Here is a 15,398-nt window from a genome sequence, read left to right as displayed (position 1 = left end):
CTGGTTCAGTCGGTAAGCCGCAGCCGCCTGGCCTCGCCGAAGCCGGCATAGCCGGACACGATGACCCGGTCGCCCGCGGCCAGGCCATGCAGCACCTCGACCTGGGTGTTGTTGCGCCGTCCCAGCTTCACGTCGCGCCGCTCGGCATGGCTGCCGTCGGCGGCCAGCGCGAACACCCAGGCGCCGCCGCCGTCGTTGGCGAATGCGCCGTTCGGCAGCAACAGGGCCCGGGCCGACTGGCCGAGCGTGAGCTGCACGTCCATGCTTTGCCCGGGGCTGATCACGTCCGGCTGGCGGCCGGTGAACACCAGTTCGGCGCTGAAGCGGCCTTCCCTGACCTGCGGGTAGACGGTGTTCACCCGCAGCGCATAGGCCTTGCCGTCCTGTGCGATGCGGCCCGGGCGGCCCGGATCGACGCGGCTCAGGTAGAACTCGTCGACCTGGGCGCTGAGCTTGAAGCGGTTCGGATCGTCGATGCGGCCGATGGCCTGGTCCTGGCGCACTGCCTGGCCGACCAGCAGGCGGAAGTCGGTCAGCACACCGTCGCTCGGCGCGCGCACCGCCAGCGCATCGACCGTCGCGGCCACCAGTTCCAGGCCCGAGGCCAGGCCGCGGATGGCCTGGTCCATCTGCTTCAGGGCGCGCTCGCGCACGCCCTGTTCGAGGCGCATGCCGCGGCTTTCCTCGTCGAGTGCACGCCGCGCCTGCGCCAGCTTGTCGCCCGACTCTTCCAGCGCCGCGGCGGAGATGAAGCCATCGCGTGCCAGCCGGGCATTGCGGGCGTGCTGCTTCTCGACTTGCCCGAATGCGAATTCGAGATCGTTCAGGCGGCGCTGGTGGTCGGTGCGCACCGCCTCTTGCGCCACCTGCAGGTTGGCCAGGTTCGAGATCTGCTGCGCGTGTTCGGCCTGGCGCGCCAGCAGATCCAGGTTGCGCTGCGGGTTCGACAGGCGAAACAGCAGGTCGCCTTTCTTGACCACCTGGCCGTCGCGGGCGAAGACTTCTTCGACGCGGCCCGACTCGACCGCATCGAGCATGATCGAATTGAGCGGCTCGGCCAGCGCGCGCACCACGATCTCGTCGCGGAACACGCCCGCTTCGACGCTGGCGATGCGCACGTCGCGCAGCTCGACCTCGAGGCCGCGCGGCAGCATCTGCCACAACAGCGCGCCGGCGGCAGCGATGGCGATAAAGGCCAGCGCAAGCTGCGCGGCGCGGCGGCCGCGCCGTGGCGGCAGCGTCACGTCCATGGCGGCGCCGGTCACGGCGGGTGGGGGTATCTGGTCCATACCGGTACTCTTTGCAAGCGGCGTGCCAGGCCGGTTCTGGGGCTTGCGGACGGCTTTTCGGCCTTCACCTGTCCGATTCCGGACAGGTCGGGTGTGCGGAGTTGGACAGGTGTCCGGGGCAGGCCGCACGGCGCCGTTTTGCGCTGCTAGAATGCCTGCTGGCCTCACCATCCCGACCTCCATGTCCCAATCCTCCGCGCGCATCCTGATCCTCGACGACGATCCCGACGTCGCCTGCGCCGCGCAGATGCTGCTGCGCCGGCGCCACGGCGCGGTGGCGACATTGGACGATCCCGCGCGGCTCGACGCCTTGCTGGCGGCCGGCGTGCCGGACGTGGTCCTGCTCGACCTGAACTTCACACCGGGACGCATCGACGGCGCCGAGGGCCTCGCGCTGCTCGACCGCCTGCGCGCCTTGCCGCAGGCGCCGGCCGTGATCGTGCTGACCGCCTACGCCGACGTGCCGCTGGCGGTGGAGGCGCTCAAGCGCGGCGCGGGCGACTTCATCACCAAGCCCTGGGACAATGCGCGCCTGCTGGCGGCGGTCGACGCCGCGCTGGCGCGGCGCGGCGCCAGCACCGACGGCGTCGACGCCAGCCTGATGGGCGACTCGCCGGCCATGCGCGAGGTGAAATCGATGATCGCCAGCGTGGCCCCGACCATGGCCAATGTGATGGTGCTGGGCGAGAACGGGGTGGGCAAGGAACTGGTGGCGCGCGCCATCCATGCCGCCTCGATGCGCGCAAAGGCCGCCTTCCTGGCGGTCGACATGGGCGCCGTGCCGGAAGCGACCTTCGAGAGCGAAATGTTCGGCCACCGGCGCGGCGCCTTCACCGACGCCAGGGCCGACCGCGCGGGCCGCTTCCAGGCCGCGCAGGGCGGCACCCTGTTCCTCGACGAGATCGGCAATCTGCCGCTGGCGGCACAGGCCAAGCTGCTGACGGTGCTGGAACGGCGCCAGGTGACGCCGGTCGGCGCCGACCGCGCCGAGCCGGTTGACGTGCGCATCGTCAGCGCCACCAACCTCGATGAAGCGCGCCTGTTCGACGCCGCGCTGTTTCGTACCGACCTGCTGTTCCGCCTGAACACGATCGTGATCCGCGTGCCGCCGCTGCGCGAACGTCGGGGCGATATTCCGGCGCTGCTGCATCATTACCTGTCGCTGTATGAAAGCCAGTATGCCCGGCCGGTGCGCGAGCTGGCGCCGGGCGCGCTCGATCGCCTGTGCGCCTGGGACTGGCCGGGCAATGTGCGGGCGCTGCGCCATGCCTGCGAGCGCGCCGTCATCCTCGGCAACCGTCCCGACTACCACGTCGATGACTTCGGCTTGACGGCGCCGCCGGCGGCGATGCCGGCGCCGGCGCCCGCAGGAGAGGAATTCAAGCTCGGCGCCCTGGAGCGCGACACCATCGCCGCCGCCATGGAGCAGGCCAGCGGAAACATTAGCATGGCCGCGCGCCTGCTGGGCCTGAGCCGCGCGGCGCTGTACCGCAAGCTGGGCAAGCATGGGATCTAGGGCCGGCATCTGGCTGGCCCTGGCCGGCATGCTGGCGCTGGCCTTCGGCGCCGGTACGCTGCACGAGTCGCCGCGCCTGCAGGTGAGCTGCGCGCTGGCGGCCTTTCCGCTGCTGGCGTTGCTGTGGTGGTGCGTGGAGCGGCTGGCCCGGGCGCGTCAGGCGGCGCCCGTCGTCCCGGAAACCGGCATCGAGCAGCGCGCGCTGCTCGACAACGCGCTGGCCTTCGAGGCGCGGCTCGAACATGCGCCGATCGCCTTGTTCTCCATCGACGCCGCCGACCGCGCGGCGCCGCTCAATGCCAGCGCGCGCAAGGTGGTCGCGCCCGGGCGGGCGCTCGACGCCGACGCGCTGTACCGCCAGCTGGCGGCGCTGGACACCAGGCGGCGCCTGATCGAGTTCGATACCGAGCGCGGCGTCGAACGGGCGCTGGTGGCGGTCTCGATGCTGACCCTGCACGGCGCCTCGCAGCGCCTCGTCGCGCTGATGCCGGTCGAGAGCGAGCTCGAAGCCGAGGCCCTGAAATCCTGGCGCCAGCTGGTGCACGTGCTGACCCACGAGATCATGAATTCGCTGACGCCGGTTGCTTCGCTGTCGCGCACCGCGCGTGACCTGTTGAGTGACGCATTGGACAAACCCGAGTCCGGCCTGCCATCCGATGTTGGCGCTGACCTGAAGACGGCGCTGGAGGCGATCAATCGCCGTGCCGACAGCCTGGTCGATTTCGTCGCCAGCTACCGCAGCCTGTCGAACGTACCGCCCGCGCGGCCCGAGCGCGTGGTGCTGGCGGATTTGTTCGAGTGCGTGAATGCGCTGGTGGGACCAGGCTGGCGCGCGCGCGGCGGGGACGTGACGTTTGCCGTCGAACCGGCCTCGCTGGAATTGATGGCCGATCCCGGCCAGCTGGAGCAGGCGCTGATCAACCTGCTCAAGAATGCCTTCGAGGCCACGCAGCCCGGCGGCCACGCCCGGGTCGATGCACGCCTGGTGCGCGGCAGCCGCCTGCGCATCGAGGTCGCCGACGACGGCGCGGGCATTCCCGAGGCCTCGGTACCGCACATCTTCACGCCGTTCTACACGACGAAAAAGCAGGGCGGAGGCATCGGGCTGGCGATGGTGCGCCATCTGGTCCATGAAAACGGCGGCACCGTGCGCTACGCCCGGTCGGTGGGCAAGGGCGCCCGCTTCGTGATCAGTTTTTAGCCGGCCGCGAAATACGACAGGAACATCGACACCGCGGCGTCGATGACCATTTCCTGTTGTTCCGGAGCCAGCGGCGCGGCCCCCATCGCGATCTGCGGCCAGAAGGCAAAGGTCTTGACCTGGCCCTGCAGCAGGGTCGCGGCAAACGCCGGATCGCCGGCCTTGAGTTTGCCGTCGGCCTGCGCCGCGCGGATCCAGGCCGTGACGCCTTCTTCGCGCTCGCCCAGGCGGGCAATCACCGGCAAGGTGCGCTCCGGCGCGTGAATCGCTTCGCCGATCGCCACCCGCGCCAGGGCGATGAATTCCGGATCGGCCAACGTCCGCATCTTCAGCGTCATCAATTCGACCAGCTGTTCGCGCAAGCTCCGGTCGGGCCGGTAGCCCAGTTCGAGCTGGCCGGCGCTGCTTTCGAACATCTGCATCACCGTTTCGGCGAACAGTTCTTCCTTGCTGGCGAAGTGGTTGTAGACGGTGCGCTTCGACACTTCGGCAAGCGCCGCAATGGCATCCATGCTGGCGGTTTCATAGCCGTGGACGCGAAACTGCTCGGCAGCGGCAGCCAAGATGGCGCTGCGTTTTCGGTCGGTCAGGCGGGTCGGCGTGTGCATACGCGAATTCTACACTCAGTAGTTTACTTTCTCAAATTTAGATACTACACTGTGTAGTGTACTTTACGACTATTCATTCCTATCATGCGCCTACTATTCGGCACTATCCTACTTGGAGCAATCGCTATCATGGCTGCCTGCACCTCCTTCGCCAGCACCACTACCGCACCCGCTTCGCCGCAATTCCACGACGGGAAATACCGCAATCCGGTCGAGATGCACAAGATGAGCTTTGGCGAGATGGCCAAGCTCTGGTGGATTTTCATGTTCGACAAGCCCAAGGGCACGATTCCCGAACAGGCGGTGCCGGTGCGCGCCCTGAGCCAGGCGGCGCTGCTGGCGGCGCCCGATAACACCTTGTACCGCCTTGGCCACTCGACCATGCTGATCAAGCTCGGCGGCGAGTTCTATCTGACCGATCCGGTGTTCTCCGAGCGCGCCTCGCCCGTGCAATGGGCCGGCCCGGCGCGCTTCCATGCGCCGCCGATCTCGATCGACGAATTGCCGCCGATCAAGGCCGTGATCCTGTCGCACGACCACTACGATCACCTCGACCACGCCTCGGTGAAGGCGCTGGCGGCCAAGACCACGCTGTTCCTGACGCCGCTGGGCGTGGGCGACCGCTTGATCGACTGGGGCGTGGACCGCGCCAAGGTGCGCCAGTTCGACTGGTGGCAGGGCACGGAGGTGGGCGGCGTGCGCATCACCGCCACCCCGGCCCAGCATTTCTCCGGCCGTGGCCTGCACGATGCGGGCAAGACCCTGTGGGCCTCGTGGGTGATCCAGCACGACGAGCTGCGCCTGTTCTTCAGCGGCGACACCGGCTACTTCAAGGGCTTCAAGGAGATCGGCGACAGGTTCGGCCCGTTCGACGTCGCGCTGCTGGAAACCGGCGCCTACGACAAGCGCTGGCCCGACGTCCACATGCAGCCCGAGGAAACCATGCAGGCCTTCCTCGACCTGAACGCCGGCTGGCTGTTCCCGGTACATAACGGCACCTTCGACCTGGGGATGCACCGCTGGCAGGATCCGTTCGACCGCATCGCGCAGCTGGCGGACGACAAGGGCGTCAAGCTGACCACGCCCGAGATGGGCGAGGCGCTGGACCTGAAGCAGCCGCATGCCGGCGGGCGCTGGTGGCAGAACCTGAAATAAAAAAACGCGGCCGAGGCCGCGTTTCTTGTTTGGGGCAAACGCCGGATCAAGCAGCCGGCAGCTTCTCCAACTGCTCCTGCATCTTGGCCAGGGTGGCCGAGAAGTTCGCCACGCGTTCCTGCTCCTGCGCCACCACGGCGGCCGGCGCGCGAGCCACGAAGCTCTCGTTCGACAGCTTGCCGTTGGCCTTGGCGATCTCGCCGGAGACGCGCGCGATCTCCTTCGACAGGCGCTCGCGTTCTGCGGCGACATCGATCTCGACCTTCAGCATCAGCTTGGTGGTGCCGACGATCGACACCGCGGCCGGCGATTCCGGCAGCGCATCGACGATCTGCACTTCGGCGAGCTTACCCAGCAGCTGGATGTACGGTGCGAACACCGCCATCCTGGCGCGATCGGCTTCATTGCCCGGCTCGACGATCAGCGGCACGCGCACCGATGGCGACAGCGACATCTCGCCGCGCAGGTTGCGGGTGGCGTCGGTCAGCGCCTTGAACTGCTCCATCCAGGCTTCGGCTTCTTCGTCAACCAGCGAGGTGTCGGCCAGCGGATAGGGCTGCAGCATGATGGTTTCACCGGTCTTGCCGGCCAGCGGCGCGATGCTCTGCCACAGCGCTTCGGTCACGAACGGAATGATCGGATGCGCCAGGCGCAGGATCACTTCCAGCACGCGCAGCAGCGTGTGGCGGGTGGCGCGCTGCTGCGCTTCCGTGCCTTGCTGGACGCGCACCTTGGCGACTTCCAGGTACCAGTCGCAGTACTCGTCCCACACGAACTTGTAGATGCTGCTGGCGATATTGTCGAAGCGGTAGTCGGCGAAGCCTTTTGCGATGTCGAGCTCGACGCGGTTCATCAGCGAGATGATCCAGCGGTCGGCCGGGGACAGGTCTTCGGCAGCCGGAGCGCCGCAGTCCTTGCCCTCGGTATTCATCATCACGAAGCGGGTCGCGTTCCACAGCTTGTTGCAGAAGTTGCGATAACCCTCGGCGCGGCCCAGGTCGAAGTTGATGTTGCGGCCCAGCGAAGCGTAGCTCGCCATGGTGAAACGCACGGCGTCGGTGCCGAAGGCCGCGATCCCGTCCGGGAATTCCTTGCGCGTGGCCTTGGCGATCTTCTCGGCCGCGCGCGGGTCCATCAGGCCGGTGGTGCGCTTGGCCACCAGGCTATCGAGATCTATTCCATCAATCAGGTCGATCGGGTCGAGCGTATTGCCCTTCGACTTCGACATTTTCTGGCCCTGCGAGTCGCGCACCAGGCCGTGCACGTACACGGTCTCGAACGGCACCTTGCCGGTGAAGTGGGCGGTCATCATGACCATCCGCGCCACCCAGAAGAAGATGATGTCGAAGCCGGTGACCAGCACCGACGAGGGCAGGAACATCTTCATGTCCGGCGTTTCTTCGGGCCAGCCCATGGTCGAGAAGGGCACCAGCGCCGACGAGAACCAGGTGTCGAGCACGTCGTCGTCGCGGCGCAGCGCACCGGTGATGCCTTGGGCGGCGGCCTTGGCCTGGGCTTCTTCTTCGTCGCGCGCGACGACGATGCTGCCGTCTTCGGCGAACCAGGCCGGGATGCGGTGGCCCCACCACAGCTGGCGCGAGATGCACCAGTCCTGGATATTGCCCAGCCACTGGTTGTAGGTGGTGCTCCAGTTCTCGGGCACGAACTTGATCTCGCCGCTGGCGACTTTTTCCAGCGCCACGTCGGTGATCGACTTGCCTGGATTGAAGGTGCCTTCCGGGGCCGGCTTGGTCATGGCGACGAACCACTGGTCGGTCAGCATCGGCTCGATCACGACATTGGTGCGGTCGCCGCGCGGAACCATCAGCTTGTGCGGCTTGATCTGTTCCATCAGGCCCAGCGCTTCCAGGTCGGCGACGATCTGCTTGCGCGCGGCGAAGCGGTCGAGGCCCTGGTATTGCGCAGGCGCGTTCTCGTTGATCTTCGCGTCCAGCGTGAAGATATTGATCGGCTCCAGGCCGGCGCGCTGGCCGACGGCGTAGTCGTTGAAGTCGTGGGCCGGGGTGATCTTGACGCAGCCGGTGCCGAATTCCTTGTCGACGTAGCTGTCGGCGATGATCGGGATCTCGCGCCCGGTCAGCGGCAGCTTGATCAGTTTTCCGTGCAGGTGGGTGTAACGCTCGTCGGTCGGGTCGACCGCAACCGCGACGTCGCCCAGCATGGTTTCGGGACGGGTGGTGGCGACCGTCAGGTGGCCGCTGCCGTCGACCAGCGGGTACTGGATGTACCACATCGAGCCGTCTTCTTCCTGCGAATCGACTTCGAGGTCCGACACAGCCGTGCCCAGCACCGGATCCCAGTTGACCAGGCGCTTGCCGCGGTAGATCAGGCCCTGCTCGTACAGGCGCACGAAGACTTCGACCACCGACTTCGAGCGGGTCTCGTCCATCGTGAAGTATTCGCGCTTCCAGTCGGGCGAGGCGCCCAGGCGGCGCATCTGGCCGGTGATGGTGTCGCCCGACTTTTCCTTCCACTCCCAGACTTTTTCCAGGAAGGCGTCGCGGCCGAGGTCGTGGCGCGAGATCTTCTGGGCGTCGAGCTGGCGCTCGACCACGATCTGCGTGGCGATACCGGCGTGGTCGGTGCCCGGCACCCAGGCGGTGTTGTAGCCGCGCATGCGGTAGTAGCGGGTCAGGCCGTCCATGACGGTCTGGTTGAACGCGTGGCCCATGTGCAAGGTGCCGGTGACGTTCGGCGGCGGCAGCTGGATGCTGAACGATGGCTTGCCCTCGTCCATGGTGGCGGTGAAGTAACCGCGTTTTTCCCACTCGGCGCGCCAGAACTGTTCAATATCGGCTGGCTCGAAAGACTTGGCTAATTCCATGATGTGCTGGTAGGTGAAATTTTTGGCGAAAGAACCATTATAGGTCACCTTACATCGCCAGCCTATCCCGGCGGCATCGCTCGATATTGGCGCGCTCTGCCGCCGCCCTGTTGTCTATTTGTAAATACCATATGATTTTGTATGAATGGATGTCCAATCGTACCCAATGCTGGCGACCCAGGCGAATCGTATGCGGTATTTCCATAGGAGAACTGGCGCTAAGAAAGCGGAACTATACCTCCATCGAGGGTGTCTGATGCTGTGTATGTTGGCTACAAAGCGCGCCATCGCATGATTCATTTTCACCGCGAAAACCAAGCGAGCGAGATGGAAGACTTCCTATGTACTTGGCATGCAACCAGCGAAGATTGGAGTATGAAACATGGCTCGCCACCCTCGCTCTTGCAGCGAAAACGGCGCTACCCGTGGCGAGTCTGGCGGTGACGTCAGACACTGCCGCCGATAATCATCGGCGGGAGGCGGGAAAGTAACGCCTGTCAGATACGAGAACGGTTAGCAAGACGACTCGGGGCAGGAAGAGGACGTTGGACACATTTGTTCACATCTTTGATAGCAGCCTCCGATGCTCTAACAACATCGCCTTCATTTTCTGCCCATCGAAAAACGATTGGGCTATAATCGGCCCGTTGTCATGGAGCCCAGGCTCCGTGACGGCAAACGCTAGGGGTCCTGCACGTCGCATCAACGGCGCGTGGGTGAGAAATACCCTCCGAACCTGATCTGGATAATGCCAGCGAAGGGAAGCAGCCGAATCGATGCAAGCGTGCGCACATCCGCGTCCGCCTTGCAGCACCCGGCACCTCCTTTGCTGGCTCCGCAAGCAAGGGAGCCACATGAACGCACCTCTGAAGTCATCCCGGGTATTCGATGCCGCCACCGCCACGGTGGACCACGCGGCCATCAACCCGCTACCCAATTCGCGCAAGGTCTATATCGAAGGCAGCCGGCCCGACATCCGCGTGCCGATGCGCGAAATCAGCCAGTCGCCCACACCGGACAGCTTCGGCGGCGAGCCGAATCCGCCCCTGTTCGTCTACGACACCTCCGGCCCGTACACCGAGCCGGGCGCGGCGATCGACATCCGCAGCGGCCTGGCGCCGATGCGCCAGGCATGGATCGCCGAACGCGGCGATACCGTGCAGCTGGACGGCCCGACCTCGCACTACGGCCAGGCGCGGCTGAACGATCCGCAGCTGGCCGCGCTGCGCTTCAACCTGCAGCGGGCGCCGCGCCGCGCCCATGGCGGGCGCAACGTCACCCAGATGCACTACGCGCGCGCCGGGATCATCACGCCCGAGATGGAATTCATCGCCCTGCGTGAAAACATGCAGCGCAAGGAATACATCGCCTCGCTGGAGTCGTCCGGCCCGATGGGCCAGCGGGTTGCGGCGCTGCTGGGCCGCCAGCATCCGGGCCAGTCCTTCGGCGCCAGCATCCCGGCCGAGATCACCCCCGAATTCGTGCGCTCGGAAGTGGCGCGCGGCCGCGCCGTGATCCCCGCCAACATCAACCACCCGGAACTGGAGCCGATGATCATCGGCCGCAACTTCCTGGTGAAGGTCAACGCCAATATCGGCAACTCGGCCGTCACCTCGTCGATCGGCGAGGAAGTGGAAAAGATGACCTGGGCCATCCGCTGGGGCGCCGACACGGTGATGGACCTCTCGACCGGCAAGCATATCCACGAGACGCGCGAATGGATCCTGCGTAACAGCCCGGTGCCGATCGGCACGGTGCCGATCTACCAGGCGCTGGAAAAGGTCAATGGCAAGGCCGAGGAACTGAGCTGGGAGATCTTCCGCGACACGCTGATCGAGCAGGCCGAGCAGGGTGTCGACTACTTCACCATCCACGCCGGCGTACTGCTGCGCTATGTGCCGATGACGGCAAACCGCCTGACGGGCATCGTCTCGCGTGGCGGCTCGATCATGGCCAAGTGGTGCCTGGCTCACCACCGCGAATCGTTCCTGTACACGCACTTCGAGGACATCTGCGACATCATGAAGGCCTATGACGTCTCGTTCAGCCTGGGCGACGGCCTGCGGCCCGGCTCGATCTACGACGCCAACGACGAAGCCCAGCTGGCCGAACTGAAGACGCTGGGCGAGCTGACCCAGATCGCCTGGAAGCACGACGTGCAGACCATCATCGAGGGCCCCGGCCACGTGCCGCTGCACCTGATCAAGGAAAACATGGACCTGCAGCTGGAGCAGTGCCACGAGGCGCCGTTCTACACGCTGGGACCGCTCACCACCGACATCGCGCCGGGCTACGACCACATCACCTCGGGTATCGGCGCCGCCAATATCGGCTGGTACGGCACCGCCATGCTGTGCTACGTGACGCCCAAGGAGCACCTGGGCTTGCCCGACAAGAACGACGTCAAGGACGGCATCATCACGTACAAGATCGCGGCGCACGCGGCCGACCTGGCCAAGGGCCATCCCGGCGCCCAGTTGCGCGACAACGCCTTGTCGAAGGCGCGCTTCGAGTTCCGCTGGGAAGACCAGTTCAACCTGGGGCTCGACCCGGACAAGGCGCGCGAATTCCACGACGAGACCCTGCCCAAGGATTCGGCCAAAGTCGCCCACTTCTGCTCGATGTGCGGCCCGCATTTCTGCTCGATGAAGATCACCCAGGAGGTGCGCGAATATGCCGCCGCCAGGGGCGTGCAGGGAGAGACCGCGCTAACGCACGGCATGCAGGAAAAGGCGATCGAGTTCGTGAAAAACGGCGCCCAGCTGTACCGGGAGGTGTGAATGACGCCGATCGAAGTGAATGGGGCCCCATGCACGGTGCCGCAGGGGCAAACCCTGTTCGGCCTGCTGGAACAGCTGGGCCTGAGCGGACAGGGGATGGCGCTGGCGGTCAACCGCGAGGTGGTGCCGCGCCAGCAATGGCTGCACCGGCGCCTGCATGAGCAGGACCGGGTCGATATCGTGCGCGCCATCGGTGGCGGCTGACAGGAGACAAGACATGAATGCATTGAACGACATCAAACAGGACGTGCTGACCATCGCCGGCCGCGCTTACCAATCCCGCCTGCTGGTCGGCAGCGGCAAGTACCGCGACCTGGAACAGACCCGCGAAGCCACGCTGGCGGCCGGCGCCGAGATCATCACGGTGGCGATCCGCCGCGTGAACATCGGCCAGGATCCGAACGCGCCGAGCCTGCTGGACGTGCTGCCGCCGAACGAGTTCACCATCCTGCCGAATACGGCCGGCTGCTACACCGCCAGGGATGCGATCTACACCTTGCAGATGGCGCGTGAGCTGCTGGGCGGGCACAAGCTGGTCAAGCTCGAAGTGCTTGGCGACCAGAAGACGCTGTTCCCGCACATGCCCGAGACCCTGGTCGCGGCCGAGGCGCTGGTGAAGGACGGCTTCGACGTCATGGTCTATTGCAGCGACGACCCGATCCAGGCCCGCATCCTGCAGGAGATCGGCTGCGTGGCGGTGATGCCGCTGGCGTCGCTGATCGGCTCCGGCATGGGCATCCTCAATCCGTGGAACCTGTCCCTGATCATCGAGCAGGCCACGGTGCCGGTGCTGGTCGACGCCGGCGTCGGCACGGCGTCGGACGCCGCGATCGCGATGGAGCTGGGCTGCGACGGCGTGTTGATGAATACCGCGATCGCCGCGGCAGGCGATCCGGTGCGCATGGCGCGCGCCATGAAGCATGCGGTGCTGGCGGGGCGCGATGCCTATCTCGCCGGCCGCATGCCGAAGCGCTTCGCGGCCTCGCCTTCGTCCCCGGTCGAAGGAAAGATCACGGGATGACGCCCTGCGTGCTGGTGTTCGCCGGGCTCGATCCCGGCGGCGGCGCCGGCCTGGCCGCCGACATCCTGGCGATCGCGGCGCAGGGTGCGCACCCGCTGCCGGTGGCCACCGCCATCACGGCGCAGGACAACAACCGCGTCCATGCGGCGAGCCCGGTCGATGCCGACTGGATCGCGCGCCAGGCGGCGCCGCTGCTGGCGGCCTTCGACATCGGGGCGGTCAAGCTGGGCATCCCCGGCAACGCCGCCAATGCGGCGGCGATCGCGGACGTCATCCGGACCTTGCGCGCGCGCCGGCCCACCTTGCCGGTGGTGCTCGATCCGGTGCTGGCCAGCGGCTATGGCGATGCGCTGGGGCAGGGCGACGCTATCAAAGCGCTGCGCGAACTGCTGGCGCTGGCGACGATCGTGCTGCCCAACCTGCCCGAGCGCGAGGCGCTTGGGGCGCATGGTGGCCGCCAGATGCTGGTGACCGGAGGCCACGCGGCGGGTGACACCGTCGTCAACCGCTGGCTGGTCGACGGCGTCGAGGCGCGCGCCTGGCACTGGCCACGCCTGCCCCACGGCTACCACGGCAGCGGCTGCACCCTGGCCGCGGCGCTGGCGGCGCGGCTGGCGCTGGGCGAGCGCATGGAGGCGGCGCTCGACGCGGCCCAGGCCTATACCCACCACACGCTGGCGCAGTCGTATGCGCTGGCGCCAGGGCAGCGCATCCCGCGCCGCCTGCTTCAATTGACAAACAACTGACAACCTGAAAGGAGTTCGACATGCGCGGCTTGTACCTCGTTACCCCGAACTGGGACGATACGGAAAAACTGATCGCCGCGACCGACGCCGCCCTTGGCGCCGGCGCCGCGCTGGTCCAGTACCGCCACAAGGAAGCCGGTCCCGACCTGCGCAAGGAGCAGGCGGCGGCACTGCTCGCGCTGTGCCGCCGCCATGGCCGGCCGCTCGTCATCAACGACCACGTCGACCTGTGCCAGGCGATCGACGCCGACGGCGTGCACCTGGGCCATACCGACGCCGGCATCCGGGAGGCGCGTGCGCTGCTGGGCCAGGACAAGATCGTCGGCGCCTCCTGCTACGGCGAGTTGGCCCTGGCGCGCACGGCGGTCGACGCCGGCGCCAGCTATATCGCCTTCGGCGGCTTCTATCCGTCGCCGGTCAAGAAATACACCTTCGTGACGCCGCCCGAGATGCTGGACCAGGCGCGCGCCGAGTTCGACCTGCCCATCGTCGTCATCGGCGGCATGACGCCGAGCAACGCCGCGCCGCTGGTGGCGCGCGGGATCGACCTGGTGGCGGCGATCACCAGCGTCTATGGCTCGCGCGATCCCGCCGAGGCGGCGCGCGCGTTCGGCGCGCTGTTCCCGCCCGCCTGAACTTACAATGGGCGCATCGCGATCACCGTCGTCCATCCATGCGCCCATTGCTCCTGTTCGCCCATACCCGCCGCCACCCGTCCGCCATCCTGTTCCTGGTCCAGCTGGTCGGCATGCTGGCCTATCCCTTCATCGAGGGCACGCCGGCCGGCCAGGTGGGCTTCAATGTCTTCGGCATCGTGGTGCTGGCCTTCACCATCCGCATGGTGCGGCGCACGCCGGGCGAGGTGCGGGTCAGCTGGGCGCTGGCGGTGCCGATCATCGCGCTGCTGCTGGCGCAGATCCTGTTCGGGATGCGCGAACTGCTGGCCTGGTCGTCGGGGCTCGAGGCGCTGTTCTATTTCTATGCGGCCGGTAGCCTGATCGCCTACATGATGGACGATGAGCTGGCCACCACCGACGAGCTGTTCGCGGCCGGCGCCACCTTTACCCTGATTGCATGGGGTTTCACCCACCTGTACGTGCTGCTGCAGGAAGTCCATCCCGGCACCTTCGCCGCCGCCATCAATGCGGCCGCGCCGCGCACCTGGACCGAACTGAACTACCTGAGCTTCGCGCTGCTGTCGAGCACCGGCATCGGCGACGTGATCCCGCTGACCGTCCACGCGCGGGCGCTGGCCAGCGTCGAGATGCTGATCGGGCTGATGTACCTGGCGGTGGTGGTGGCGCGGCTGATCGCTTTCACCACGCGTAACCGGATCGCGGTCGGGCGGGCGCGCAAGCGCCGCATGGAAGACTGGGAGAGGGACTAGCATGAATACTTTCTCGACCCGTGCCAGCCTGTTCGTTCAGGCGACTTTCCTGGGCCTGGCTTGCAGCGTCCAATTGGCCCACGCCGGTGACGACGATGCCATCAGTCCCGACCGCCCCAACGTTGCCAACTCCAGCCAGGTCGTCGGCCATGGCCGCGTGCAGGTCGAGATTGGCGCCAACTGGGATCGCCAGCGCGATGACGACCTGCACGTGCGCACCTTGAGTACGCCGGCGTTGCTGCGTATCGGGCTGGGCGACACGACCGAACTGCGGGTCGAGACCGACGGCCGCAATATCGAACACACGCGCGATCCGGCGACCGGTGCACGCACCACGAGTGCGGGCTGGAACGCCACGTCGATCGGCTTCAAGTGGCACTTTGCCGAAGGGGCGGGCGCGCATCCGGCGCTGGGGCTGATCGGTCAAGTGGCGCTGCCGACTGGCAGCACGGCGCTGCGCGGCAGGGGCCTGCTGCCGCAGTTGGCGCTGGCGGCCGAGTGGGAGTTGCCGAAAGACTGGTCGTTGGCCGTGACGCAGGGCGCAGGCAGCGATCTGGATGACAATGGCGCACGTTACGGCTATGGCATCCTGGCGGCGTCACTGGGCAAGAAATTCAATGAGCGCGCCCAGGGATTCCTGGAAGTGGCGGCGCCGCAGATCGCGTCGGCCTCGCACGGCGGCAAGCAGGTGCAGGTCGACGCCGGCGTGAGTTGGCTGTTGAACAAGGACTGCCAGATCGACGCGATGGTGGTGCGCGGGCTGAACAGAAACACGCCGGATCTGAGCCTGGCGTTCGGGCTTTCAGTGCGCCGTTGAGATCAGGCAGTGAGCGGCGACATCGCTGCACAC

13 protein-coding genes and 1 riboswitch are annotated in these 15,398 nt (G+C 66.6%); of the genes, 10 read left to right on the top strand and 3 right to left on the bottom strand.

The window, feature by feature from the left end; translation table 11 throughout:
• Positions 1–5: 5 nt before the first annotated feature.
• The gene (locus SOM28_RS13070; RefSeq protein ID WP_123070012.1) at positions 6–1,289 is read right to left on the bottom strand and encodes an efflux RND transporter periplasmic adaptor subunit; all 1,284 of its coding nucleotides are present in this window, start codon (positions 1,287–1,289) and stop codon (positions 6–8) included.
• Between the two features lie 181 nt (positions 1,290–1,470).
• Here SOM28_RS13070 and SOM28_RS13065 point away from each other — a divergent pair, with 181 nt between their 5' ends.
• Both SOM28_RS13065 and SOM28_RS13060 read left to right on the top strand, forming a co-directional pair.
• Positions 1,471–2,805, top strand: coding sequence for a sigma-54-dependent transcriptional regulator (locus tag SOM28_RS13065; RefSeq protein WP_320468379.1), 1,335 nt, complete (start codon positions 1,471–1,473; stop codon positions 2,803–2,805).
• A complete protein-coding gene (locus SOM28_RS13060) occupies positions 2,795–4,006 on the top strand; it encodes a sensor histidine kinase (protein WP_320468378.1) in 1,212 nt (403 codons plus the stop codon). Before SOM28_RS13065 ends, SOM28_RS13060 begins: the two co-directional genes overlap by 11 nt.
• Here SOM28_RS13060 and SOM28_RS13055 read toward each other — a convergent pair.
• A complete protein-coding gene (locus tag SOM28_RS13055) occupies positions 4,003–4,614 on the bottom strand; it encodes a TetR/AcrR family transcriptional regulator (protein ID WP_320468377.1) in 612 nt (203 codons plus the stop codon). The two genes, SOM28_RS13060 and SOM28_RS13055, sit on opposite strands and share 4 nt — an antisense overlap.
• Positions 4,615–4,743: 129 nt before the next feature.
• On the opposite strand from SOM28_RS13055, the gene SOM28_RS13050 reads away from it, so the two are divergent.
• Positions 4,744–5,769, top strand: a complete 1,026-nt coding sequence (locus SOM28_RS13050) for an MBL fold metallo-hydrolase (protein ID WP_320468376.1) — start codon at positions 4,744–4,746, stop codon at positions 5,767–5,769.
• Between the two features lie 46 nt (positions 5,770–5,815).
• Here the strand turns inward: SOM28_RS13050 and SOM28_RS13045 are convergent, their stop codons facing one another.
• Positions 5,816–8,614, bottom strand: coding sequence for a valine--tRNA ligase (locus SOM28_RS13045; RefSeq protein ID WP_123070062.1), 2,799 nt, complete (start codon positions 8,612–8,614; stop codon positions 5,816–5,818).
• 673 nt (positions 8,615–9,287) lie between these two features.
• Positions 9,288–9,394: riboswitch (TPP riboswitch) on the top strand.
• 74 nt (positions 9,395–9,468) lie between these two features.
• On the opposite strand from SOM28_RS13045, the gene thiC reads away from it, so the two are divergent.
• The 7 genes from thiC to SOM28_RS13010 are packed head-to-tail and all read left to right on the top strand — an operon-like array spanning position 9,469 to position 15,365.
• A complete protein-coding gene (thiC, locus tag SOM28_RS13040; RefSeq protein WP_123070018.1) occupies positions 9,469–11,394 on the top strand; it encodes a phosphomethylpyrimidine synthase ThiC in 1,926 nt (641 codons plus the stop codon).
• Positions 11,395–11,598: a sulfur carrier protein ThiS gene (thiS, locus tag SOM28_RS13035; RefSeq protein WP_123070019.1), complete on the top strand. Its 204-nt coding sequence runs from the start codon at positions 11,395–11,397 to the stop codon at positions 11,596–11,598.
• A 13-nt stretch (positions 11,599–11,611) separates the two neighbouring features.
• Complete coding sequence (locus SOM28_RS13030; RefSeq protein ID WP_123070020.1) at positions 11,612–12,415, top strand: thiazole synthase; 804 nt, start codon at positions 11,612–11,614, stop codon at positions 12,413–12,415.
• Complete coding sequence (gene thiD, locus SOM28_RS13025) at positions 12,412–13,161, top strand: bifunctional hydroxymethylpyrimidine kinase/phosphomethylpyrimidine kinase (RefSeq protein ID WP_320468375.1); 750 nt, start codon at positions 12,412–12,414, stop codon at positions 13,159–13,161. Before SOM28_RS13030 ends, thiD begins: the two co-directional genes overlap by 4 nt.
• Before the next feature lie 20 nt (positions 13,162–13,181).
• Positions 13,182–13,796 carry a thiamine phosphate synthase gene (gene thiE, locus SOM28_RS13020; RefSeq protein ID WP_320468374.1) on the top strand — a complete coding sequence of 205 codons (615 nt, stop codon included), beginning with the start codon at positions 13,182–13,184 and terminating at the stop codon, positions 13,794–13,796.
• A gap of 38 nt (positions 13,797–13,834) precedes the next feature.
• The gene (locus SOM28_RS13015; RefSeq protein WP_123070023.1) at positions 13,835–14,548 is read left to right on the top strand and encodes an ion channel; all 714 of its coding nucleotides are present in this window, start codon (positions 13,835–13,837) and stop codon (positions 14,546–14,548) included.
• Position 14,549: 1 nt separating this feature from the next.
• Positions 14,550–15,365, top strand: coding sequence for a transporter (locus SOM28_RS13010; protein ID WP_320468373.1), 816 nt, complete (start codon positions 14,550–14,552; stop codon positions 15,363–15,365).
• The last annotated feature ends 33 nt before the right edge of the window (positions 15,366–15,398 follow it).

The organism is Massilia sp. CFBP9026 (assembly GCF_034045165.1).
Lineage (GTDB): Bacteria > Pseudomonadota > Gammaproteobacteria > Burkholderiales > Burkholderiaceae_D > Telluria > Telluria arenae.
This window is presented reverse-complemented; position numbering and strand designations above follow the sequence as displayed.